24 protein-coding genes and 2 tRNA genes are annotated in these 21,553 nt (G+C 60.9%); 15 read left to right on the top strand and 11 right to left on the bottom strand.

Features of this window, described 5'->3' with window-relative positions:
* Positions 1 to 2 precede the first annotated feature (2 nt).
* Genes hpaH through ACVIN2_RS23565 form a run of 3 tightly spaced genes read left to right on the top strand, consistent with a single transcriptional unit; the run spans position 3 to position 2,113 of the window.
* Entirely contained in the window at positions 3 to 806 is an 804-nt protein-coding gene (gene hpaH, locus ACVIN2_RS23555; RefSeq protein ID WP_106941135.1) for a 2-oxo-hept-4-ene-1,7-dioate hydratase, read from the top strand.
* A gap of 25 nt (positions 807 to 831) precedes the next feature.
* Positions 832 to 1,224: a RidA family protein gene (locus tag ACVIN2_RS23560; RefSeq protein WP_456767369.1), complete on the top strand. Its 393-nt coding sequence runs from the start codon at positions 832 to 834 to the stop codon at positions 1,222 to 1,224.
* 13 nt (positions 1,225 to 1,237) lie between these two features.
* A complete protein-coding gene (locus ACVIN2_RS23565) occupies positions 1,238 to 2,113 on the top strand; it encodes an amidohydrolase family protein (protein WP_456767370.1) in 876 nt (291 codons plus the stop codon).
* 169 nt (positions 2,114 to 2,282) lie between these two features.
* Here ACVIN2_RS23565 and ACVIN2_RS23570 read toward each other — a convergent pair whose 3' ends face one another.
* Positions 2,283 to 3,278 carry an LLM class flavin-dependent oxidoreductase gene (locus tag ACVIN2_RS23570; RefSeq protein WP_456769791.1) on the bottom strand — a complete coding sequence of 332 codons (996 nt, stop codon included), beginning with the start codon at positions 3,276 to 3,278 and terminating at the stop codon, positions 2,283 to 2,285.
* A gap of 230 nt (positions 3,279 to 3,508) precedes the next feature.
* Here ACVIN2_RS23570 and ACVIN2_RS23575 point away from each other — a divergent pair, with 230 nt between their 5' ends.
* The 4 genes from ACVIN2_RS23575 (at position 3,509) to ACVIN2_RS23590 (ending at position 5,876) form a co-directional block, all read left to right on the top strand.
* Positions 3,509 to 3,931, top strand: coding sequence for an MgtC/SapB family protein (locus ACVIN2_RS23575; RefSeq protein ID WP_456767371.1), 423 nt, complete (start codon positions 3,509 to 3,511; stop codon positions 3,929 to 3,931).
* A gap of 153 nt (positions 3,932 to 4,084) precedes the next feature.
* The gene (locus ACVIN2_RS23580) at positions 4,085 to 4,573 is read left to right on the top strand and encodes a Twin-arginine translocation pathway signal (protein ID WP_456767372.1); all 489 of its coding nucleotides are present in this window, start codon (positions 4,085 to 4,087) and stop codon (positions 4,571 to 4,573) included.
* An 11-nt stretch (positions 4,574 to 4,584) separates the two neighbouring features.
* Positions 4,585 to 5,223, top strand: coding sequence for a ferric reductase-like transmembrane domain-containing protein (locus ACVIN2_RS23585; RefSeq protein WP_456767373.1), 639 nt, complete (start codon positions 4,585 to 4,587; stop codon positions 5,221 to 5,223).
* 173 nt (positions 5,224 to 5,396) lie between these two features.
* The gene (locus ACVIN2_RS23590) at positions 5,397 to 5,876 is read left to right on the top strand and encodes a Crp/Fnr family transcriptional regulator (RefSeq protein WP_456767374.1); all 480 of its coding nucleotides are present in this window, start codon (positions 5,397 to 5,399) and stop codon (positions 5,874 to 5,876) included.
* A 1,275-nt stretch (positions 5,877 to 7,151) separates the two neighbouring features.
* Here ACVIN2_RS23590 and ACVIN2_RS23595 read toward each other — a convergent pair.
* The 3 genes from ACVIN2_RS23595 to ACVIN2_RS23605 form a co-directional block, all read right to left on the bottom strand.
* Positions 7,152 to 7,226 (bottom strand) — tRNA-Thr (locus ACVIN2_RS23595).
* Between the two features lie 600 nt (positions 7,227 to 7,826).
* A complete protein-coding gene (locus ACVIN2_RS23600; protein ID WP_456767375.1) occupies positions 7,827 to 9,332 on the bottom strand; it encodes a hypothetical protein in 1,506 nt (501 codons plus the stop codon).
* 62 nt (positions 9,333 to 9,394) lie between these two features.
* Positions 9,395 to 10,096 (bottom strand): hypothetical protein, encoded by a 702-nt coding sequence (locus ACVIN2_RS23605; protein ID WP_456767376.1) that lies wholly within the window; start codon positions 10,094 to 10,096, stop codon positions 9,395 to 9,397.
* Positions 10,097 to 10,532: 436 nt separating this feature from the next.
* Between ACVIN2_RS23605 and ACVIN2_RS23610 the strand changes: the two genes are divergently transcribed.
* On the top strand, positions 10,533 to 10,940 hold the full coding sequence (locus ACVIN2_RS23610) for a response regulator (RefSeq protein WP_456767377.1): 408 nt from the start codon (positions 10,533 to 10,535) through the stop codon (positions 10,938 to 10,940).
* Here ACVIN2_RS23610 and ACVIN2_RS23615 read toward each other — a convergent pair.
* The gene (locus ACVIN2_RS23615; RefSeq protein WP_456767378.1) at positions 10,937 to 11,281 is read right to left on the bottom strand and encodes a response regulator; all 345 of its coding nucleotides are present in this window, start codon (positions 11,279 to 11,281) and stop codon (positions 10,937 to 10,939) included. The two genes, ACVIN2_RS23610 and ACVIN2_RS23615, sit on opposite strands and share 4 nt — an antisense overlap.
* A 632-nt stretch (positions 11,282 to 11,913) precedes the next feature.
* On the opposite strand from ACVIN2_RS23615, the gene ACVIN2_RS23620 reads away from it, so the two are divergent.
* Positions 11,914 to 12,138, top strand: coding sequence for a hypothetical protein (locus ACVIN2_RS23620; protein ID WP_456767379.1), 225 nt, complete (start codon positions 11,914 to 11,916; stop codon positions 12,136 to 12,138).
* Positions 12,139 to 12,374: 236 nt separating this feature from the next.
* On the opposite strand, the gene ACVIN2_RS23625 is transcribed toward ACVIN2_RS23620, so the two are convergent.
* The 4 genes from ACVIN2_RS23625 to ACVIN2_RS23640 all read right to left on the bottom strand — a co-directional run bounded on the left by ACVIN2_RS23625 (position 12,375) and on the right by ACVIN2_RS23640 (position 14,904).
* Positions 12,375 to 12,812 carry a hypothetical protein gene (locus ACVIN2_RS23625; RefSeq protein ID WP_456767380.1) on the bottom strand — a complete coding sequence of 146 codons (438 nt, stop codon included), beginning with the start codon at positions 12,810 to 12,812 and terminating at the stop codon, positions 12,375 to 12,377.
* Positions 12,813 to 13,373: a hypothetical protein gene (locus ACVIN2_RS23630; RefSeq protein ID WP_456767381.1), complete on the bottom strand. Its 561-nt coding sequence runs from the start codon at positions 13,371 to 13,373 to the stop codon at positions 12,813 to 12,815.
* Entirely contained in the window at positions 13,370 to 14,122 is a 753-nt protein-coding gene (locus tag ACVIN2_RS23635) for a hypothetical protein (RefSeq protein WP_456767382.1), read from the bottom strand. The genes ACVIN2_RS23630 and ACVIN2_RS23635 overlap by 4 nt, the downstream gene beginning before the upstream one ends.
* Positions 14,123 to 14,265: 143 nt before the next feature.
* Entirely contained in the window at positions 14,266 to 14,904 is a 639-nt protein-coding gene (locus ACVIN2_RS23640; RefSeq protein ID WP_456767383.1) for a recombinase family protein, read from the bottom strand.
* 343 nt (positions 14,905 to 15,247) lie between these two features.
* Here ACVIN2_RS23640 and ACVIN2_RS23645 point away from each other — a divergent pair, with 343 nt between their 5' ends.
* A complete protein-coding gene (locus ACVIN2_RS23645; protein ID WP_456767384.1) occupies positions 15,248 to 15,649 on the top strand; it encodes a hypothetical protein in 402 nt (133 codons plus the stop codon).
* A gap of 75 nt (positions 15,650 to 15,724) precedes the next feature.
* Here ACVIN2_RS23645 and ACVIN2_RS23650 read toward each other — a convergent pair whose 3' ends face one another.
* On the bottom strand, positions 15,725 to 16,984 hold the full coding sequence (locus ACVIN2_RS23650) for a DUF6538 domain-containing protein (RefSeq protein WP_456767385.1): 1,260 nt from the start codon (positions 16,982 to 16,984) through the stop codon (positions 15,725 to 15,727).
* A 70-nt stretch (positions 16,985 to 17,054) separates the two neighbouring features.
* Positions 17,055 to 17,129, bottom strand: a tRNA-Thr gene (locus ACVIN2_RS23655).
* A 314-nt stretch (positions 17,130 to 17,443) separates the two neighbouring features.
* Here ACVIN2_RS23655 and ACVIN2_RS23660 point away from each other — a divergent pair.
* The 5 genes from ACVIN2_RS23660 (at position 17,444) to ACVIN2_RS23680 (ending at position 21,551) form a co-directional block, all read left to right on the top strand.
* Complete coding sequence (locus ACVIN2_RS23660; protein ID WP_456767386.1) at positions 17,444 to 17,644, top strand: hypothetical protein; 201 nt, start codon at positions 17,444 to 17,446, stop codon at positions 17,642 to 17,644.
* Between the two features lie 41 nt (positions 17,645 to 17,685).
* Entirely contained in the window at positions 17,686 to 19,392 is a 1,707-nt protein-coding gene (locus tag ACVIN2_RS23665; RefSeq protein ID WP_456767387.1) for an FAD-dependent oxidoreductase, read from the top strand.
* Positions 19,393 to 19,608: 216 nt separating this feature from the next.
* Positions 19,609 to 19,917 (top strand): EthD family reductase, encoded by a 309-nt coding sequence (locus ACVIN2_RS23670; protein ID WP_007597575.1) that lies wholly within the window; start codon positions 19,609 to 19,611, stop codon positions 19,915 to 19,917.
* A gap of 280 nt (positions 19,918 to 20,197) precedes the next feature.
* Complete coding sequence (locus ACVIN2_RS23675; RefSeq protein WP_456767388.1) at positions 20,198 to 20,707, top strand: hypothetical protein; 510 nt, start codon at positions 20,198 to 20,200, stop codon at positions 20,705 to 20,707.
* A gap of 19 nt (positions 20,708 to 20,726) precedes the next feature.
* A complete protein-coding gene (locus tag ACVIN2_RS23680) occupies positions 20,727 to 21,551 on the top strand; it encodes an alpha/beta fold hydrolase (RefSeq protein WP_456767389.1) in 825 nt (274 codons plus the stop codon).
* Positions 21,552 to 21,553: the final 2 nt, after the last annotated feature.

The following is a 21,553-nucleotide window of genomic DNA, read 5'->3' on the forward strand; positions in this document are numbered from 1 at the left end:
CCATGCTGGATGCCGCCACGATCGAACGCCTTGCCGCGCGCCTCGACGAGGCCGAGCGCACCAAGACGCTGATCACGATGTTCACCAAAGACTATCCCGATTTCAGCATCGAGGATGCCTATGCCGTTCAGCGCGCCTGGACCAAACTTCAGCTCGGCCGCGGCCGGGTCATCAAGGGCCACAAGATCGGCCTGACCTCGAAGGCGATGCAGAACGCGGTCGGCATTTCCGAGCCCGATTACGGCGTGCTGTTCGCCGACATGTTCTATGCCGATGCCACTCCGATTCCGTTCGACCGCTTTCACGCGCCGCGGATCGAGGTCGAGCTCGCCTTCGTGCTGAAGGCGCCGCTGCGCGGGCCCGATTGCACCATCTTCGACGTGCTCAACGCCACCGACTACGTCACCCCGGCGCTGGAGATTCTTGAGACGCGCATGCACCGCGTCGACCCCCAGACGGGCAAGGCACGAAAGGTCATGGACACGATCTCGGACAACGCGGCGAACGCCGCGCTGGTGCTCGGCGGCCGGCCGTTCCGCCCGATGGACGCGGACATGCGCTGGATCGGCGCGCTGCTGTTCCGCAACGGCGAGGTCGAGGAAACCGGGCTCGCCGCCGGCGTCCTCAATCATCCCGCCAACGGCATTGCCTGGCTCGCCAACCGCCTTGCGCCGCATGACGAGCATCTCGCCGCCGGCGAGGTGGTGCTGGCGGGATCGTTCACGCGGCCGGTCGACATCCGCCGCGGCGACACGTTTCATGCCGACTACGGCGCGTTCGGCTCGGTGTCGTGCCAGTTCGTCTGAACCAATAAGCAAGAGGGAGCGCATCATGACCGGTCACACGCGGCGCAAGAGCATCCATATCGGCGGCTTCAAGCACGCCAACCCGATTCCGAACGCCTGCCGCATCGGCAATCTCGTGATGTCGGGCGTCATCCTCGGCCGCGATGCGGCTGGCGCGATGCCCGAGAGTCTCGACGCGCAATGCGCCAACATGTTCGCGCATATGAAGGCGACGGTCGAGGCCGCCGGCGGCACCACCGACGACATCATCAAGATGACGGTGTGGCTGAAGGACCGCGGCAATCGCGGGCCCGTGAATGTCGAGTGGCTCAAGATGTTTCCGGACGAGCATTCGCGCCCGGCGCGCCACGCGCTGCCGATGGACAACATGGATGGCGGCGCACTGGTGCAGTGCGACTTCACCGCAATGATCGACTGAGGGAGCCTGCCGCATGCCGACCTATCTGCCGTTCGACCCGAACCCGCGCCGCCCGGTCAAGGCGCCGCCGCCCAAGACCGTCGACAGCCAGTTTCACGTGCTCGGCCCCATCGACAAATATCCGGAGCGTCCCGGTGCTGCCTATCGGATGCCGACCGCGACCTGGGAAGCAGCGCTGCGCGTGCACAAGACGCTCGGCATCGAGCGCGGCATCATCGTGCAGACCACCACCTACGGCGCCGATCATGCCGTCGTGCTCGACGGTCTCGCCGCGATGGGCCCGAACTATCGCGGCTGCGCCAACGCGCTGGTGTTCGCCGAGGCGAACGATTCCTATCTCGCAAAACTGCACGACGCCGGCGTGCGCGGCGCGCGCTTCAGCTTCCGCCAGGAGCTCGGCGCCGTGCTGTCGGATGCCGATTTCGCCCGCGCCATTGCGCGCATCCGCGAGCTCGGCTGGTACGTCAAGATCCAGCCGGAGAAGGACGGCATCATGTCGAGCGTCGCCAAGTACGAGAATCTCGACGTGCCCGTGCTGATCGACCACATGGCGCGGCCCGATCCGGAAGCCGGCAAAAACGATCCGAACCTGCGCAAGATGCTCGAGCTGCTCGCCAAGGGCAATTTCTGGGTGATGCTGTCGCTCGGAGAGAAGACCTCGAAGCTCGGTGCTCCTTACGACGACGTCATCCCGATCGCGCGCGCCTATATCGAGGCAGCCGTCGACCGCTGCGTCTGGGCCAGCGACTGGCCGCACCCGGTTTCGGTGAAGCAACCGCCCAACGACGCCGATCTGCTGGAGTTGATGTACCGCTACGCAGCCGATCAGACGGAGCTGGAGAAGATTTTGGTGCACAATCCGGCCAAGCTGTTCGGCTTTCCGGATTAGGGCGCTCGAGGCTCGCCACGAGTTCAGTGCGCTCCCTCTCCCGCGTGCGGGAGAGGGTCGGGGTGAGGGCTCTCTCCTCTAGGGGATTGTCCCATGGCGGATACACCCGCTCCCTCCCCCGCAAGCGGGGGAGGGAGCGCACTGTCTCGCCGCAACAATCAGGGCCTGATCACCCCGCCAGCCGATCCCGCACCCCAGCCGCGATCTCGAAAGAGCGCAGCCGCGCGGCGTGGTCGTAGATCTGCCCCGTCGTCATCAGTTCGTCCGCGCCGGTGTCGGCGATCAGTGCCTTCAGCCTCTCTTCCACCACGGCAGGCGAGCCGACCGCCGAGCAGGATAGCGACTGGCCGACCATCGCCTTTTCCGCCGGCGACCACAGCGCGTCCATGTCGTCGACGGGCGGCGGCAGCGGGCCGGGCGTGCCGCGGCGCAGATTGATGAACTGCTGCTGCAGCGATGAGAACATGCGCTGCGCGTCCGCCTCGCTATCGGCGGCGAACACGTTGACCCCAACCATCGCATAGGGCTTGTCCAGCTGTGCCGAGGGTTCGAACCGCGCGCGGTACTCCCGCAGCGCCGGCATCATCATTTGCGGCGCGAAGTGTGAGGCGAACGCGAACGGCAAACCGAGCATGCCTGCGAGTTGCGCGCCAAAGGTGCTGGAGCCCAGGATCCACAGCGGCACCTTCGTCCCCATGCCCGGCACGGCGCGGATCGTCTGGTTCGGCTGCACGTCGCCGAGCAGCGCCTGCAACTCCAGCACGTCCTGCGGAAAATTCTCGGAACTGGTGGCGAGGTCGCGCCGCAGCGCCCGCGCGGTGAACTGGTCGGTGCCCGGCGCCCTGCCGAGCCCAAGATCGATCCGCCCGGGAAAGAGCGAGGCCAGCGTGCCGAACTGCTCGGCGATAACAAGCGGCGAATGGTTCGGCAGCATGATCCCGCCGGACCCGACCCGGATGGTTTTGGTGCCGCCCGCGACATGCCCGATCACCACCGACGTCGCCGCGCTCGCGATGCCCGTCATGTTGTGATGCTCGGCCAGCCAGAACCGCTTGTAGCCCCAGCCTTCGGCATGCTGGGCGAGATCGAGCGAATTGCGAAACGCCTGCGACGCATCGCCGCCTTGGCGGATGGGCGCGAGGTCGAGCACGGAGAAGGGGATCATGGGCGGGTCCGGATGGAGCGTGCGATGGGAAAGTGAACTCGACATGTAGGGGCCGGCCGCAGGAATACCAGCCGAAACGATCATGATGCTGCGCCGCCTCCCTTACGCGGAGGCGAAGTCCTTGCTGCTGACGCATGCGGCAAATGCGCCTGCACTGAAACCGCGGGCCGCATTGCGGCGTTGCCGGCCGGTTTGATCGATGGCGACGATTTTCGTTTCGGGGCCTTTCTTTGGACAGATTCAACATCGGCGTTCATGTCGTTGCGCTGGCTGCGGCCTTCGCGCTCGCCGTTCCCATTGGTTGGGACCGCGAGAAGCGGGCGCGAAGCGCGGGCTTGCGCACCTTTCCGCTGGTCGCAATGGCAAGCTGCGGCTTCGTGCAGGCCAGCGAAAGCCTGCTCGTGCATTCGCCTGACGGCATGGCAAAAGTGATCGAGGGCCTCATCACCGGCATCGGCTTCATCGGCGGTGGCGCTATTCTCAAGCAGGGGACTTCGGTGCAGGGCACCGCGACTGCCGCGAGCCTCTGGGCGACCGGCGCCATCGGCGTCTCCGTCGGGCTCGGCGCTTACGATGTCGCGGTGACGGTCGCCGTATTCACGTTCCTGACGCTTCGCTTGTTGACGCTGGTGAAGGAAGAAGACGATCATTGATGGCGTGTGCGAGCGGCCTGCACCCCCGTTCACAACACCGTCATTGCGACCGATCATGCGCCTCGCCTCCACTGGGCACCTCGCGCTGGTTGTTGTAACCTCAGTGCAGAAAATCGTCTGGTCGCCAATCGCGCCGTCGCAAGGAGGAATGACATGACCTCGGTCGTACTCAGTCGCCGCAACCTCCTCGTCGCCGGCGGTTCCATCCTGGCAGCCGGAACCTCCGGCCTGCTGTTGCCTGCCCGCGCGGACGGCCTCGCGCCGACCGAGACGATGTCGGGCGGGGCGAACAACTATCGCAAGGGCGCGGCGATCGTGGAGCGGATCGGCAAGGGCGGTTTTTGGATGAGCGGCACCGTGCGCCGCGCCGGCGACGGGGCGCCGCTCGCAGGCCAACGCATCCAGATCTGGGCGCACACCACCGAAGGGCAGGAGCACGAGCCGCAGAGCCATGGCGCCACGCTCACCGACAAGGACGGCAAGTTCCGGCTCGAGATGCCGCAGATCATTCCCATCTTCGGCCAGCCGCATGGCCACCTCGCCTATGACAGCGGTGAGTTCAAGACGGTCTTTCTGCGGCCGATCATGCGGAGCGCAAAGGAAACCAGCCTCGAGGCGCACTTCGTTCTGCAGCCGGCCTGATCGCATTGGAGATGAACGGGCGGAGATCGGCCCGGGCGACCCTGCTCTGGGTCGCCCTCGCCCTGGCCATTGGCGTGCCGATCGCGCTCGCTGCGGGAAGCGAGCAGCTCGCATGGCGCGGCCCGGTCTACATCCTCGCCGGCTTCGCCGGGATCATCGCGCTCGGTCTCGTGCTCGTTCAGCCCCTGCTGATCGGCGGATATCTGCCGGGACTATCGGCCTATCGCGGCCGGCGCGCCCATCACTGGATCGGCGGCGCGCTCGCTCTGGCGGTCGTGATCCATGTCGCCGGCCTCTGGATCACCAGCCCGCCCGATATGATCGACGCCCTGACCTATACATCACCGACGCCGTTCTCCCCCTTCGGCGTGACCGCGATGTGGGCCATCTTCACCGTCGCGCTTCTCGCGCTGCTACGCCGGCGCTTGGGATTGCGGCTGCGCACCTGGCGCATCGTCCATATTCCGCTCGCGATCGTCATCGTCGCAGGCAGCGTGGCCCATTGCCTGCTGATCGAGGGGACGATGGAGACGATCTCGAAGGCGGCGCTGTGCGTGTTGATCCTCGTGGCAACCGTGAAGGTCATGATTGACCTGCAAGTGTGGCGAAAGCGAAGGGCGCTGCGGGGGGAAAGTGTCGCGCGGCAGTAGCTGACTGGGCTCAAGAGGCGAAGCTCTCTCAACTCGTCATTGCGAGGAGCACTTGCGACGAAGCAATCCAGAGTCCCTCCGCGGAAAGATTCTGGATTGCTTTCGCTACGCTCGCAATGACGGAGCAGGCTACTCCGCTTGCCGCAGTCAGCGACCGGGCGTAACCTTCCGCGATGGCTGTCAGCGCCCCCGACCTGAAAGCATTCCTGCTCGCCACACCGTTCTTCGGCGGTATCCCGGATCAAAGTCTCGATCTCCTGATGTCGATGCTGGTCGAGTGCCGATTTGATCCCGGAGCAACCGTCGTGACGGAGGGCGAGCCCGGACGCTCGTTGTTCATCGTCAAATCCGGTCGGCTGGCGGTGAGCAAACGGGCGAATGCGGGCACCGTTATCCCGATCTCCGTTCTGGAGCCCGGCGATTTCTTCGGCGAGATGACGCTGATCGAAATGCAGAATCGTTCTGCCACGGTGGTCGCGGAGAGTCCGACGGTGCTCTATGAGTTGACCGCCCAGAAACTCTACGCCTGCTATAAGGCCGATATCCACGCCTATGTGATTGTCCTGCAGAACATCAATCGCGAACTCTGCCGGCGGCTGCGCCGTTCCGACGATCGCTTCACCGGACAGAAATTGGGTGAGGACAGTGCGTAGGATGGCAGAGCACTTGCGAAACCCGTTATGCATGCTTGGCCATCGAACAATTCCTTAGCTGCGCCAGGACTTGACGAGGCGGGTGGCTCCTTTGGCCCCTGCAACTCCACCCAGAGCAAAGCAAACGAGGATACCAATGAGCACAACGAGCGTCCAATCGCTGTGAATGCCTCCCTTTACGCGACTCAGAACCGAGGTCCCGATCAGCATAGCCGCGAATCCGAGAACGGCTCCGCCAGGCGCGAAGCCCACCAATCGCGCGAGCAGGGCGATCAATGACGTTCGTTTCACGTCACTCATTTTTTGCGATGCCCCATTTTGGGCCCGGCTCCGGAATGATTCGCATTTGGCCAAGCATCCCTTTCCATCCACAGTTCGGACATCGAACCGCGGCTCTTTCGTCGTCGTGAGGATCTGCGCCTTCTTGATAGTCAAAGCCAGGGCTTTGACATTCTGGGCAACAACCCACCCCAATTCGCTTGACGATCTTTTCCCACGCCATTTCGACTATTCCAGATTGTCGAATTCTTGTTGCTCGCAATGCGCTGAGGAATTCCTGTCCCAGGATTGCATCTTGGATCCACCGATAATGGCGAAAGGAGTACGCGCAGCCAAGGGCGACGACCCGTCGGGCAAAACACCCGCCTCGCGCAAAACCCCGTCAACCCTCCCTCACAAAAATATTCCACTTTACCGAAATTCGGAATCGCAGTATCAATCCGCCATCCCGGTCCAGGGAGAGGGGCGATCGTCCGTCGTAACGAACGTGGATCGGGGTGCGGTGGACGCGGCTGCGTCGGGCATGCGAAGGCGGGACCAGGGCGAGATGAACCTCGTGAGGTCTTGTCTAGCGTGCGGACGAACGGCGCCTGTGTCCGGCGAAGCCTCTGGGCGAAGCCGGATCGCTGCGTACGGCAAAATCGTGTGGTCCTGGCCGTCGTTGCTACGGTCAAGCCTTGCGGAGATGGATCGGGGCTCAACCGGGTCTCAATGCATTGTTAATTCGCAAGGCGACGGTGACAAAAAGGAACTCGTCGCCGGGGAGAGCGCGGCATAAGCCGTCAACCCACTGCGCAGGGAAGGCCGAGTGTTCGGCGTCACCTGTATGCTGCTGTGCGGTCTCTTTGCGCTACATCTTTGCGCAGCGGACCGCGGGTGCCAGCCGGCACCCGGTCTTCCCTGCGCCCTCTTCACAGAGGAGGGCCAAGGTAAAAGCAAAACTCGGGCATCTCATGCCGCGAGAAAGCTGCTTCATGTGCGATTTGAGCCAGGGAATGGTGCTGCCAGACAGGATTGAACTGTCGACCTCTCCATTACCAATGGAGTGCTCTACCACTGAGCTACGGCAGCATGTGCTGGAACGGCGCTAACGGGTCTGATGACCACGAAAGGAGCTTTTTTCCCGCACTGAGCCGTAACGGTTCACCGAAACCGCTTCGCTCTTTCGCCCACTATGTATCAGTTCTGAGAGCAGGGAGAAAGAGGCAGTCATCGTGCTCGGTGGAGGCTGACCTATGTCCTCGCGCTATTCGGGCATGGGAGAAGCAAGTGGCGGTGCGCTCATGGGGTAAGGAATGATGGTCTGATCGAGACCTGCGAGCTTGCCCCCTCAGAGTCCTACGGAGTCCATTGGTGAGTTTTTGCCTGTCGCCGCACCCGGCTCGCAGGTTGACGCAAACGACTCCACGGCCTCCGCTGGCCCTCTGACGCTATGGCAAGTCGGTGCTCTATGCCCCTCTGACCTGCAATCCGAGCTGCTGCAAGATACCGACGATCCTGAAATTGGAACCGTGACATCCACGGGGCGGACTGGTCGCAAGCAAAAAGGTTCTAGTAATGGAGGAGGAAGAGAGAGTCTGTGAGAGCCAGTCTACTTGGTCTACCGGGTTAACTTCCGCCTACATCAATGGATCATGATCATGATGGAACCTGTAAGAATGGTGAGCCAGCCTACTCGTCTGCCATTTCTCTCAGGAGAGGCATCAGGCTCTCTCCTATGAGCCTCTGACCCATGTTCCCGTGATTGCCGTTGATCATCCAGTTGAGCAATCGATCCATGTATCCCATGCTCATCGTCATTGCTTCCTGAGGAAGCTTGTCCGTCTCCCATGATGATAGATCACCAGCCACTCCGGTTCGCTCAGACCTGATCCCTGTCATGCCTGTGACCATCGAGAACGCTTCGTTCAGTACTTGCTCTAACAGGTCATGAGACTGCCAATAGACGATGTAGCTATCGTGAATGGTCAGGACAGGCAGCCCCCGCTCGGTGAACCTCCTGATCACATGCTCCGTGATCCTGCTGTCGTCGTTCATCATCCGAATGCCCGCATCCGATGCAAGGTCATCAGCAATGGCAGGGTGCTTGCGTCTGATCCCATCCAGTAACACCAATAGTTCCTTGTCCTTCAAGCTGCCGCCCTGCTGGTCGCCCTTCTTCCTCCGCTGGCTCCGAAATGCGTTGAAGGTTGCTCTAGGGTTCTTGGCGTTGATGGCGATCAACGTCAGGGCCTTGGCATATTTCCTTGTCTCCTGTGGTGTGGTCAGGAACGAGGGTGTGTCCAGTTGATAGGCATCGCCCTCATGGTCGGTGTAGTAGTTGATTCCCTTCCGGGCATAGAGGAGAGCGATGTGCAGCGAGGAATAGTCTTGCTCAATCGTCGGGGCGTCATTGATGAAGATTTCCCGTCGCCATGATTTCGGGCATTTCTGCCACCAAGCCCCATAGAACCTGCCACCATCGGAGAAGCTGGAACGGTTGAACACCCGGTGTACCCGCTGCCTCGCAGGGCCGATGACCAAGCGTGATCCGTTGCTCAGGGGTATCCACGGCTCGTTAAGCTGCCTGATGTCAATGAAGTGGCGAGCGAGCAAATCGTTGTAGTCGCGGACCACCTGTCGCATCTGGCAGGTTTCCGGTGTGTCGTCATACTCAACGATCTGGCGCTTCGTGTTCTTGAGGATGATGACTTCTTCATTTGCGGCCTTCCCGACCTTATAGCTGTCGAGATTGCAGCCCTTGAACAGGGCAATCAATTCCGACGAAGGCCAGATACGGGTGAGCCGCCCACTGCCCACTTCCTCGCTTCTGGCATAGAAGCCGCGCTTGACGTGGATGAGACCGGCGTCATCGAGCAGCCGGACAACATCCGTCACTTTCTTCGAGATGCGCAGGGCGTTGTACCGGCTCTTGGGTTTGTAGGCGGTGGCTCCCATCGCCACGGCGATCTTCAAATCCGGGTGCATCAGCCATGCGACATACAGATCGAGCAGGACCACCTTGAAGTGCTTCCGCTCGATTTTGGTGTCCATGCGGTTCTGACACCGGGCGTATACGTCATCGACGAAAGCATCGGCCTCAGGAAAGTCCGACGACCGATGCACGTCGAGTGGGCGGGAGAAGTCCAGCGCGTCTGCCTCGCGTCGGGCCGCGTCTTGCGCATCGTCATCAACCATCGGCTTTGCTTATTGACTTGGCTACATACGACTCTGTGGGAGTCACTGGTGCGCGAACGAGTCTAGCGCTGGTGGGGTGCTGGTGAGACGCTGCCGCGCTGTGCGGGCTTCTCTGGCCTGTCTAGGGCATGTCCAGCCGTGGCGACCTTCTCCTTCATGTCGGACCAGTCAGCACCGTTCCTGCCTCCCGACAGCAGCATCTTCTCCATGATCTTCCACAGCCGCCTCCCGACGTATCGCAAATCAGCGCGGCGGATGCGGCAGTATTCCTTGGTGGGGACTTCCTCCTCTACGACCCGCGTCAATTCCGCAGGCCCGTTGGGGCCGTATCGGATGACGCCGGTCTTTTCGCGGCGACTGCGGTAACGCATGATCGTTCGGCTATAAACTTCCCGCCGCATGAACCGCTGGCCCAACAGCGCGATCATGTAGTCGTTGCGAACAGGTTGAGGGATGGTCGGCGTGATCAGGGCATCAACGGCGAGCGCGAATGCGAGCAGGTTGACCACTCCTCGCCGGGTCAGCACTCCCCGATCCCGTGTTCGCAAGGCCAGCAGGGCGTCATACCGTTGCTTTGGGTATCGACGGCGCTTCAAAGCCATTGGCGCAGGGAGCAGCGCCAGCGGGCGGGAGAGCATCTTGCCGATCTGCGATGACCAGTCGTCAAAGATGCCGTTGGCGATCTTGTCGGAGAAATGCTCCCTGACCACGGCCTCAGCAACGGCAAGCTGTTCTTTGGTTGGCTTGCCAAAGACGGGCTTCATGTCCTCAAGGAACTGGCGTTCGCAGAGGCCGCAGAGGTTTGACCAGCGCGTGGCCTTGTGTTGGCACCCGACCGCCTGACAAGGCAGACCAGCCGCAACGACGAGGGCGTTCCGCTGGCCCGTAGGGAGGCGACTGTCGGTCGTAACTTGACGCATCTGAGAAGGTATTATGGTGTGTGTTGGACCTTCTCTGACACACGGACAGGCAGAAGGCTTTCCTAGAAGCAGTACTGCCCCATCATGGCCTTAATACGGCTAAGCCATTGGGAAGACTCATGAATCTATCCATTGGTGGATAGGTCTCGTCTGGACCAATCGGAACCGCTTTTGGAACATATCCGCACAAGGAACGTTCAGTTCCCGCTTCTGTCCAACCCCCGTAGGCAGAAGCATCATCAGCGCGGCTCCAGCTTTGCCCAAGTCTGGAGCCGTGTTCTTGTTGCGGTTCGTCTATCTTGGGATGAAGTGGTCGGGTATGATGTGCTTCGGGGTAAGGCATATGGCATCTGTGCTTCTGGTCGAGGATGAAGCACTCATCCGAATGATGGTTGCGGACATGCTGGTCGAGCTAGGCCATAGCGTGGCGGGCGAAGCCAACGATTTGCAAAGCGGGCTTGTGCTCGCTTCTGCACCCGGCGTGGATGCCGCCATTCTCGATATACAGCTTGGAACACATAGCTCTGAACCGATAGCGGAAGCGCTGCGAAGTAGAGGCATTCCATTCGCCTTCGCGAGCGGCTACGGCGCTGATGGCGTACCCACAGGCTTCAAGGATCATCCCATCCTTCAAAAACCGTTCCCAATGGACGAGCTAGAGCGCTGTCTAGCGACTCTGTTGCGCTAACAAAGGCCGGTCGTCTGCTCCATGACGCGAGCAAGGTCTTCCTCAGAGAACGGTTTCCTGAGCAATGGGAAGCCATCACGCCTTCGCTCGCGACCTGATAGCTGCAACACTTTCAGCGTTGGGCGAACCCGCATGGCAAGTTCAGCCAGTTCATGACCATCCATACCCGGCATGTTGATGTCGGTGATGAGGATCGAAACGTCTTCGTTCTTCGTCAATGTATCGAGAGCTTCCGGGCCGCTGTGCGCACAAACGACTTTGCAGCCAAGGTCTTCGAGCATGAACGCAATCACGTCGAGTACGTTGGGATCGTCATCGACTACCAATACTGTGTGACTCATGACGCGACCACCTTCACGAGTTAACCTATGTGAATGGCTGAGGTTCCGGCTGTGAGTGACTCCGCGCGGATGGGCCAACCACGCAGCACTATCGAGCGACGGGGGCTTAACCTGGATCAGCGAGTTTTCACGGACCAGTAGCAATCCGCAGTCGAGTGGGGAACGGCTCAGGATACGCCTCGTTGCCGGGCATGGACGACGCGTTGTCTTCCTCCCACCTTGACTAGCCCGGTCAGCACTGCTGGCCGGGTTCTTCTTGGGGTGAAGCGTGTTCGGGGTTTTGAGGCTCAGGTGGTCGGGATCGTCGAGATGGCAGGCACGGCGCGAACTACTGAAAGGCGACTTGTCCTGCAATCATAGAAAAAGGGGTCGCATTGGCGCGACCCCCCTGCCGGAAAAAATATGAGTTCGGAATGAAATAACAGCCCCGGCTTGAGCATCCTGACTTCTTCGAGGGGCAGGAGGAAATCCGTAGTAACGCGGTGTTCCTATACCGGAACCGAGCGTGTGCCGATTTCCCGAACGGACGGCGAAGGTCGCAGACACTCGGATTTTCTTGCTGGATCTAGCCAAGACTAAACAAATGAGTTTCCCAATGCACCCGACTTCGAAATAAAATCCCCTGGCGCGTTATGACGATCAACCGGCTGATCAGGGGCGGCAAGTTCGAGGCGCGACAGGCTGAACGGCTTAACAAGGCGTTTACATTCACGCTGCGCAGCCTAAGTCTGGTTGATCGAGACGACCCGCTTTGCGAGATGGTCGCCCGCAAGATCATCGAGATTGACGCGCTTGGCACTCACGATCCCGCCGAAATCGCCAAGATCGCCGCAGTCGAGTTCGGCATTCAAAAGTGAGTCCGCCTTGTTGGCGACCCGTAGTTCTCCGCCCGGAGAACGAAACCCCGAAACCCGTAGTTCTCCGACCGTGAACGGAGATGTCTGACGTAAGCCGCGTCAGTTGCTCTACTGACTAGCCATGGCCTTGTAGATCGCACCGCGTGAACACCCAAGCTGCTCGCCATTGCCGTGGCGTCAAGGCCGTGTGCCTGCCCTCAGTTTCTCCAGAAGTCCTTGAACGGGGTGCGATAACTCTAGACCGCTCGCCCGCGCATTACGCTGATCTTCCAAGTGATCTTGAACTGATCTCCTGGCTGCTCATGCAGTTGGAAGGCGCAGTGAAAGTTCGCGTGGCCGATCAGATCGCCGTAGGTGCCGTCATCGACCCTCGTTGTGAACACCCGCCAGAGCATGGCAATGGTTTGAATGTTGTTCCCTGTGCTGTTAGAGGACATGCCGTCATCATGGACGCTGGCAATAACGCCATCAGCGAAACTGCCCAACTCTGCGTCCGGCATCATCCTGTCCCGCATCTTCGGGAGCATGTCGAGAACCCCATCCTTCTGAGAGGGCGTGCCGTGCCAGTTGAGAACCAGCTTGTCACCAATCGTGGCGGTGACATTGCCGGTGTTCGTTGCGCCAGCCGTGAACGACTCGCGCATCTCCTTGATCTTGCGTAACAGCCCGAACATCTATCCCCACGATCCATAAAGGGGATTAGAAGAGTAGCCGCCTTCACCAGTATCATCTGCCTGATCGAACAGATTACCTTGAGCCTTCTGTGGTGGAAGCTCAAGTTCGGCAATGCCGGTCACTGTGACATTGAAGGGTGCGGCGTTCGCGAGCTTCTTATCGTCGGAAAAAATGACGGACGCGTTCTCCACAATCGCGATAGCGAGTATCTGATCATCGAATTTCGCCTTCGTGCGCTTCTCGATGCCTTTCTCGCGAGCGTTCTGCCGAGTGGCGAACTCGACTGCTGCCCTAATGTCGAAGTCCGCGACTTTGAAGTGCTTCGAGGTTGCAAACTCAGCGACAATCTTCGGCGCTGCCGCTCCGGCCTTCACCAGCACCTCGCCTAGAGAGGGTGTTGGGATGATGATCTTCGAGTTGTTCTGTTGGAGGGTATCCAGAAGATGTTGAACTCGCTCTTTGCAGAAGGTGACAGCGACTCCCGTCGTAGGATCAATTGGAGCGGCTGCATTCTCGTCGATGACGAACGTCAAGATTGAGGCGTCGAATGCAACGATCACTGTTCATCCTCATCGGCCCGCTGCTCCAACAGATAGCGCACAGGATCGGGAACGCCGCCCCATTCGCTTCCTCCCGCCGAGCGAATGTTGCGAACGACTTCGGACAACGACGTGTCCCGCAGAACCTCGAAGCTCGCGATCTTGAACTCTCTCAACTCCCAAACACCGTCGCCACCTCTAAACCACTGCCCTCTGCCGTGAACCCGAATGGTTGGCCCGCCATAGAACTTGGCAATCTGCTTCGATAGCTCATAGGTGGTGTTGAGGTGGGTATGAACGATGCCAGCCTCACGAAGGTGGACAGGAACGGTTGTGTCATCCTTACCGCTTCCGCCGACACGGATAACCTCGCCGTCAAGCGAACCGTCCTGCCAATAAGGACCGAACATGAGCGGTTCAGGACGCTCAATGCCAGGAAATGGGATTACCACGCCCAACACATCGCTACTCAGACTTCCACTTGCGCGATCTTGACGGAGAAGGGCATCGATACTGCCGTAAGCCTTCAAGGCTTCCCTTGGTCCAACCCCGGTGTGAACTTGTCGAACGCGGTCCCTAACGCCTTCCACTGCCTGATCATCAACTCGCGCCACTACAACAGACGATCCGGATTGGAGCCGTTCGAAGTGTACGTTCTGCGTCTGACCGAGTAGCCGTGCGAGCGCAGATAAGTACTCGGCCAAGCGCTCCATTGGGAACGTTGCCGGTGTCATGTCGCTCTCGATCCGAAGGCGATACTCGATAGCCATGCCCGTCCTCTTGAATTCAGGCATCTATACAACGGAGCGCTTGCTCAACCGTTACTGCAAGAACAGAAATAGAACGATCTAGCGGTGACGGCAAGCTCGCAAAGCCAACTCGCGAGGCGACGCAGGGTTGTCCCAACGGGCGGTCACAGATGCCAGTTGGCAAGCTGCTGCTCCGCATTGGCAGGGTTCAGAATGATCCGAGTAACGGCCATCCTCTGTAAACCAACTGCCTTCGCGATCTGGCTGGTGTTCATGGTGCCTTGGTTCGCGAGAGCCAATACCTCCGTGAACTCCTTGCGGGTGAACGATGGCTTACGTCCTCGATACGCGGTCTGGTCACTTGCCTTCGCGTGGGCAATGCCAGCCTTCTGCGCATCCTTCGTCGCTTCTGCCTGTGCCTGAGCAGTCGCGGCCATGAACGCGATCAGCGCATCCCGCACGGCCATCTGCATTGGATCGGTCGTGGCACCATCGAAGGTCATCCTGTTGATGACCGTCCTGATGACCACACCCCGGCGCATGAACTCCCTGATAGTGTCCACCACATCGATGTAGTTGCGGCCTAGCCGGTCCACCCAACGTACCACGAGCGTGTCACCGTTCCTCAGCATGTCGAACAGCCGTCTGCCTTGAGGGCGCTCTTCGAGCTTTGTGCTGACACCGCTCACGCCTTCGTCGGCAAGAACCTCATCGATCGCGAACCCTTCGGCTCTGGCCTGTTGAGCCTGATGCTCGATGGTCTGATCGGTGGTCGATACGCGAGCGTAGAAGATCGTGGTCATGCTACCTTGCCTGTGATCACAAAGGTGATGATCATAGATAATGTGCTCACAGATCGAATGTCAACTCTTGTGAGCGCCACTTCATGACCCGATCACAGGACTCACTGAGGCATACTCTAGTGAGCATCTCGGCGTTCAGCGATTGCAGATGTGGTGGGTATTCCGACGCACGGCGTTCCGTGATGCAGTATCCGCGTGGTAATTGCACTTGCAGTGTCCGCACCCAATCGACGTGGCGTTTTGTGATTGCAGGAGGGGGTATTGGTTCCAACGCTGCGTGTTCAGGCGACCTTGTGAGCCGACGAGACCGCTGTCATAGGTCGCTAAGAAAAATGGGGCGTCCATGAGGCTCGCTTGTGCAGTTCTGTTCCTGGTTCTGGCGTTGCCAGCCATGGCGCAACAGGCTTCCGCGCTCACGCTGTCGTGCGATGGTGTCGTCAAGCTGTTGGGGTCGTCCGCCGCTCACACCAAGCCGATCAAGGCGATGGGCGTCATCGTAGACCTAGCTGAGAAGAAGGTTTCTGTCTCCGACAGGACAATTCCCATAAAGTCCAGCAGCGATACGTTGATTTCGTTCGGGATGCTGTTGAACCCGATCATTAATGGGCAGATCTTGGCCCCCGCTCAAGTTACCGGCTCGATCGACCGCGTAACCGGAAGTGCCACCATTTATTGGTGGTATGCGAACGAAGAAAGCAACGAGGCGTGGGTGCTTACGTGTCGTCCGGCAACTCGGCTCTTCTGACCCACCCCATGGGGGACATGCGGGCGTCCAGACTTCCGATTGCCGTCTCACATTTTTTCGCGATTTTCAGACTGCCTACGCTGCCTCTGCTCGCTCTACGTCGGTGAGCTTGTAGCGGGGGAATGCGGCCATGACGTCCAGCCGCTTCTTGACCGTAATGCCCCTGTACGCCTCGCCCTGCGTTCGGGCGGCATGTCCGCAGATCGCATCCACGGTCAGGTCATTCAATCCAGCATCATGCCCATGGGTCTTGAAGGTGTAACGCCATGCGTGGTTGGGCTGGACTCGGCTGTCGGGTAAGACGCCCCGCACCATCGTGTACACCCGCTTGTAGACGCCATCAGCCGTTCCCGCTGTGGTGCCGTCCTTGCCGACATCACAGAACAAGTGGCCGGGCTTTGACTGTTGCCAGAACTCTATGAAGCCGGTTGCGATCAGATGCTCATGAACCGGGACATCCCGATAGTCGTCGGTCTTAACGTCTCCGGCTTCGGGGTTGATACGGATAACCCACGCGTTGCCCTCCTGCCTCACGTCCTCTTTACGCAACTGGATCATCTCAACAACCCGCGCCCCTGAGTAGGCGCAGAGCCACGGCACCCATCGCTTGGCAGCAGTCGTCTTCGGGTTCTCGCGCTTGGTGCCTTGAACGGCCAGCGCGGCATTGAGGATCGCGGCTATCTCATGTTCCAAGAACCATTTTTCGCGTGTGCGCTTCTTTCCGCGACCCTCGATGCGTACGTTCTCCGCTGGATTGGAGAACAGCCAGCCTCGCCGCCTGCCCCACGCAAAGATCGCTCGCAAGGCGGCGATGTCAGTGTCATTGATCGTCTTTGCAGCGATGCCCGCCGCGTTGCGTTCGTCGGCCCATGCCTGCACTTTCTCAGGCGTGACATGATCCAGATCATCGCTGCCCAACCACATCTGGAACCGATGCGCGACTGCCTTCCATCGCTTTGCATCGCGTTCACGAACGCCACGGTTCAGCCCGGCATCATGCCAAGCGCCGGCCAGCGCAGTGATCCGCATTGCCCGTGGGGCGGCAACGCCAGTGACTGAACGCGACTTGGTCGGTTCGGCAAGGACGTGGGCGTCACCCCGCAGCTCAGCAATCAGGCGTTCTGTATGCGAGGCCACTACAGCGCCTCTCGCTCTTGCGACGTTGCGATCAGAGGTTCGGAGCGAGATGCTGATGTGGGTTCGATACCAACCCTCTGGTCGGCTGTCTTGCGGCCGGTCATGCAGAACGTGCTGAACGTCGGCAGGTATTGCGCGACGGTAATACCAGTTGTCAGAGCCAATACGCTTGGTCAGAGAAACCGTTTTCAGCACCACGATGCATCACCCCTATGTATCAGGAGCGACGCGAGAAGCCTCTATGGCCTTGTGATTTCGGTGAAAATGATGGTGCTGCCAGACAGGATTGAACTGTCGACCTCTCCATTACCAATGGAGTGCTCTACCACTGAGCTACGGCAGCATGTGCTGGGGTAAGAATCGGCCGCCACGAGGGGCCTACCAAGCGGGCCGATATCTGCCACAAGCCCCCCTCCTGTGCAAGCTTGCAGGCTCCGCCAAAGCGATAAAATCGGGTCGATATCTGGGCCAAAATGCCTGTTTTGGCTCGAAACGGCCGACTTTCCGCGGATCGGTTCCGATATCCCCACCCAACTGGCCAGTTGCCCGATACGCCGGATTCGATCCATTTCGATTTTCGCACGATCGGATCGCGCGGGCCTCTTGAGCTGCCTTATTCCTCGGGCATGTTATCGACGATAGCTGTAATGGACCCCGATGGCAGACGAGAACGACAAGAGCGCGAAGCAGGACTCCCGACAGGCGAGGACGTCCCGCGACGACCGGCTGAAATCGGCGCTGCGCGAAAATTTGAAGCGGCGAAAGATGCAGGCGCGCGAACGCGCCGCAAGTGGCGACCCCTCGCAGAATGAAGATGGTTCCCTAGATGAGGGGACCGCCGACAAGACCGGCGGCTAGAATCCGACGGCTGGAATTTTTTGGAGTGCATGGACGTGGCAATGGGGCAGGACGAATCGCAACGACCCGAGAGTGACGCGCAGATGTCGCGGTTCACCCGCCCTGAGCAGACCTTTCCGGCGCTGACATCAGCCGAGATCGAGCGTGTCCGGCATTTCGGCGAGGTCCGCAACTATGCCGATGGGGAATTCCTGTTCGAGACCGGCAAGCCGGGACCCGGCATGTTCGTCGTGCTGAAGGGCCACGTCGCCATCACCCAGCGCGATGGCCTTGGTCATGTCACGCCGTTGATCGACCAGGGGCCGGGGCAATTTTTGGCCGAGCTGAGCCAGCTCTCCGGACGGCCGGCGCTGGTCGACGGCCGCGCCGAAGGCGATGTCGAGACGCTGCTGTTGCCGCCGGAGCGGCTGCGCGCGCTGCTGGTCGCAGAGGCCGAGCTCGGCGAGCGCATCATGCGCGCGCTGATCCTGCGCCGGGTCAATCTGCTCCAGGGCGGCGTCGGCGGCGTGGTGCTGATCGGTCCGTCGCATTCGGCAGGCGTGGTGCGGTTGCAGGGCTTCCTCACCCGCAACGGCCAGCCACATCACCTGCTCGATCCCGCGCGCGATCGCGACGCCGCCGACGTCATCGCGCGTTATTCGCCGAAGCCGGACGACTGGCCGCTGGTCGTCACTCCCGATGGTGCGGTGCTGCGCAACCCCGGCGAAACAGAGCTTGCGCGCGCGATCGGCATGATCGGCGGTCCGCGCAACGACCGCATCTACGACGTCGCGATCGTCGGCTCCGGGCCGGCCGGGCTCGCCACTGCCGTCTATGCCGCGTCCGAAGGCCTCTCGGTCGCCGTGCTCGACACCCGCGCCTTCGGCGGCCAGGCCGGCGCCAGCGCGCGGATCGAAAACTATCTGGGCTTTCCGACCGGCATTTCCGGCCAGGCCCTGACCGCGCGCGCCTTCAACCAGGCGCAAAAGTTCGGCGCGGAGATCATGATCCCGGTCACGGTGAAGTCGCTCGACTGCACGCGCAAGGATGGCGCGTTTTCGGTGGCGCTTGACGGCTGCGACCCGCTGCATTCGCGCGCGGTGGTGGTCGCCAGCGGCGCGCGCTATCGCCGGCCCGACATCGAGAACCTCGATAAATTCGAAGGCCGCGGCGTCTGGTATTGGGCCTCGCCGGTCGAGGCGAAGCTGTGCGCCGGCGAGGAGGTGGCGCTGGTCGGTGCCGGCAACTCCGCGGGACAGGCCGCCGTGTTCCTCTCGGGCCACGCCAAGAAAGTGCTGATGATCATCCGCGGTGGCGGCCTTGGCGCCAGCATGTCGCGCTATCTCATCGAGCGCATCGAAGCCACGCCGAACATCGAATTGATGTTCAACACCGAGATCACGGCGCTCGAAGGCGACGAGGCCTCGCTGCTGCGGCGCATCCGTTGGAAAAGCCGGCTGTCGGCCGACGAGGATTTCGCCGACATCCGCAATCTCTTCCTGTTCGTCGGCGCCGATCCCGCCACCAACTGGCTCGACGGCTGCGGCGTGACGCTCGATCGCGGCGGCTTCGTCGTGACAGGCGCGCAGTCGGAGCAGAACCAGGGCCGGCTGGTCGCGCCGCTGGAGACCTCGGTGCCCGGCGTCTACGCCGTTGGCGACGTCCGCTCCGGCTCGGTCAAGCGCGTCGGCGGCGCCATCGGCGAAGGCGCGCAGGTCGTGGCCTCCCTGCATGGCTTCCTTGGCGACGCCGCAAAACCGGCGCTTTAGTCAAGGACAAGGCAAGTAAATGGCAAGTCGATTGAGGCTTGCCATCTTGCGGTGTGATGCGGGACTATCTCCCCTCATCCTGAGGAGCGGCCGAAGGCCGCGTCTCGAAGGATGAAGGCCCAGCTGCCAAAGCCAGGCCTGCATGGTTCGAGACGCGTGCTTCGCACGCTCCTCACCATGAGGATCTAATAGAACAAATTTCAACGGGAGGACTAAATGGCCGAACTCGTCGTGCTCTACAAGACGCCCAAGGATGCTGCCGCTTTCGACAAGCATTATGCCGAGACCCACATTCCGCTCGCCAAGAAACTTCCCGGCTTGAAGAAGTACGCCGTGAGCACGGGCACGGTCGGCTCCCCCGCCGGACCTTCCGGAATTCACCTCGTCGCCATTCTCACCTTCGACAACGTCGCCGCCATCCAGTCGGCCTTCGGCAGCGAAGCAGGCAAGGCGGCCGCGGGCGACGTGCCGAAATTCGCCACTGGCGGCGCCGACCTGTTGATCTTCGACACCAAGGAAGTGTGAGCCGCGACTTCCGTCGGCTCGTAGCCCGGATGGAGCAAAGCGCAATCCGGGGCCGCTGCATTTGCATGCGAAAATCCCGGATTACGCTATCGCTCCATCCGGGCTACGCACCACAAACTGCCGTCGTTTGTGACAGCGGTGCAAAACATTCAGCCATGCGTTTTCGATTCGCACGATGACGCATGGCTGCGCACGCATGTGTGACACCGCGCAGGTGGCAATCCGATGAGGACCGTAATATCAATCTCCCGAACTCGATGCAGAGAATAGGAGAGATGTCATGGTTCTTGGGTTGAGCTTGCCCGCCTTCACGTTGGTCCATGTCGTCATCAGCCTGATCGGCATCGCCGCCGGCCTCGTCGTGATGTTTGGCCTGCTCGGCTCGAAGCCGATGCCGGGCCTCACCGCGATTTTCCTGTTGTTCACGATCCTCACTAGCGCCACCGGCTTCCTGTTTCCGTTCAAGGAGCTGCTGCCGTCGCATATCATCGGCATCATCTCGCTGGTCCTGCTCGCGATCGCCTGCCTCGCGCTCTACGGCATGAAGCTCGCGGGCGTCTGGCGACCGGTCTACATCGTGACCGCGATGATCTCGCTGTATTTCAACGTCTTCGTGCTGGTGATCCAGTCGTTCCTGAAGGTGCCGGCGCTCGCCGCGCTCGCGCCCGCCGTGGCACCGAATCCACCGGGAGGTCCCGTGTTCGCCGTGGTGCAGGGCCTCGTGCTGGTGTTCTTCGTGGTGCTCACCATCGGCGCCTGGCGCCGCTTCCGGCCGATGGCATTCGCCTGATCATTTAAGGAGCCTGACAATGCCTACCATCACCACCAAGGATGGCGTCGAGATCTTCTACAAGGACTGGGGCTCGGGCCAGCCGATCGTGTTCAGCCATGGCTGGCCGCTGTCATCAGACGACTGGGACGCGCAGATGATGTTCTTCGTCACGCGCGGCTATCGCGTCATCGCCCATGACCGTCGCGGCCATGGCCGTTCGTCGCAGGTCGCCGACGGCCACGACATGGATCATTATGCCGATGATCTCGCGGCCGTGACGGCGCATCTCGACCTGAAGAAAGCGATCCATGTCGGCCACTCCACCGGCGGCGGCGAAGTGGTGCATTACATCGCGCGCCATGGCGAGAGCCGGGTAGCGAAGGCCGCGATCCTGTCCGCGGTGCCGCCGCTGATGCTAAAGACGGACGCCAATCCCGGCGGCCTGCCGAAGAGCGTGTTCGACGATTTCCAGGTGCAGCTCGCTGCCGGCCGCGCCAGCTTCTACCGCGACATCGCGGCCGGCCCCTTCTATGGCTACAATCGCCCCGGCGCGAAGCCGTCGGAAGCGGTGATCCAGAACTGGTGGCGCCAGGGCATGATGGGCGGCGCGAAAGCCCATTACGACGGCATCGTCGCGTTTTCGCAAACCGACTTCACTGAGGATCTGAAGAAGATCAATGTGCCGGTGCTGGTGATGCACGGCGACGACGACCAGATCGTGCCTTACGCCGATTCCGCGCCGCTGTCGGCCAAGCTCTTGAAGAACGGCACGCTGAAGACCTACAAGGGTTTCCCGCACGGCATGCCGACAACGCACGCCGAGACCATCAACGCGGACCTGCTGGCGTTCTTCAGGGAGTGAGC

The sequence above is a fragment of the Bradyrhizobium sp. USDA 3650 genome (genome assembly GCF_054057395.1).

Coding starts and splice junctions, on each gene's coding strand:
- hpaH (WP_106941135.1), top strand. CDS start 3: ATGCTGGATGCCGCCACGATCGAACGCCTTGCCGCGCGCCTCGACGAG.
- ACVIN2_RS23560 (WP_456767369.1), top strand. CDS start 832: ATGACCGGTCACACGCGGCGCAAGAGCATCCATATCGGCGGCTTCAAG.
- ACVIN2_RS23565 (WP_456767370.1), top strand. CDS start 1,238: ATGCCGACCTATCTGCCGTTCGACCCGAACCCGCGCCGCCCGGTCAAG.
- ACVIN2_RS23570 (WP_456769791.1), bottom strand. CDS start 3,278: ATGATCCCCTTCTCCGTGCTCGACCTCGCGCCCATCCGCCAAGGCGGC.
- ACVIN2_RS23580 (WP_456767372.1), top strand. CDS start 4,085: ATGACCTCGGTCGTACTCAGTCGCCGCAACCTCCTCGTCGCCGGCGGT.
- ACVIN2_RS23585 (WP_456767373.1), top strand. CDS start 4,585: ATGAACGGGCGGAGATCGGCCCGGGCGACCCTGCTCTGGGTCGCCCTC.
- ACVIN2_RS23590 (WP_456767374.1), top strand. CDS start 5,397: ATGGCTGTCAGCGCCCCCGACCTGAAAGCATTCCTGCTCGCCACACCG.
- ACVIN2_RS23600 (WP_456767375.1), bottom strand. CDS start 9,332: ATGGTTGATGACGATGCGCAAGACGCGGCCCGACGCGAGGCAGACGCG.
- ACVIN2_RS23605 (WP_456767376.1), bottom strand. CDS start 10,096: ATGAAGCCCGTCTTTGGCAAGCCAACCAAAGAACAGCTTGCCGTTGCT.
- ACVIN2_RS23615 (WP_456767378.1), bottom strand. CDS start 11,281: ATGAGTCACACAGTATTGGTAGTCGATGACGATCCCAACGTACTCGAC.
- ACVIN2_RS23620 (WP_456767379.1), top strand. CDS start 11,914: ATGACGATCAACCGGCTGATCAGGGGCGGCAAGTTCGAGGCGCGACAG.
- ACVIN2_RS23625 (WP_456767380.1), bottom strand. CDS start 12,812: ATGTTCGGGCTGTTACGCAAGATCAAGGAGATGCGCGAGTCGTTCACG.
- ACVIN2_RS23635 (WP_456767382.1), bottom strand. CDS start 14,122: ATGGCTATCGAGTATCGCCTTCGGATCGAGAGCGACATGACACCGGCA.
- ACVIN2_RS23640 (WP_456767383.1), bottom strand. CDS start 14,904: ATGACCACGATCTTCTACGCTCGCGTATCGACCACCGATCAGACCATC.
- ACVIN2_RS23645 (WP_456767384.1), top strand. CDS start 15,248: ATGAGGCTCGCTTGTGCAGTTCTGTTCCTGGTTCTGGCGTTGCCAGCC.
- ACVIN2_RS23660 (WP_456767386.1), top strand. CDS start 17,444: ATGGCAGACGAGAACGACAAGAGCGCGAAGCAGGACTCCCGACAGGCG.
- ACVIN2_RS23665 (WP_456767387.1), top strand. CDS start 17,686: ATGGGGCAGGACGAATCGCAACGACCCGAGAGTGACGCGCAGATGTCG.
- ACVIN2_RS23670 (WP_007597575.1), top strand. CDS start 19,609: ATGGCCGAACTCGTCGTGCTCTACAAGACGCCCAAGGATGCTGCCGCT.
- ACVIN2_RS23675 (WP_456767388.1), top strand. CDS start 20,198: ATGGTTCTTGGGTTGAGCTTGCCCGCCTTCACGTTGGTCCATGTCGTC.
- ACVIN2_RS23680 (WP_456767389.1), top strand. CDS start 20,727: ATGCCTACCATCACCACCAAGGATGGCGTCGAGATCTTCTACAAGGAC.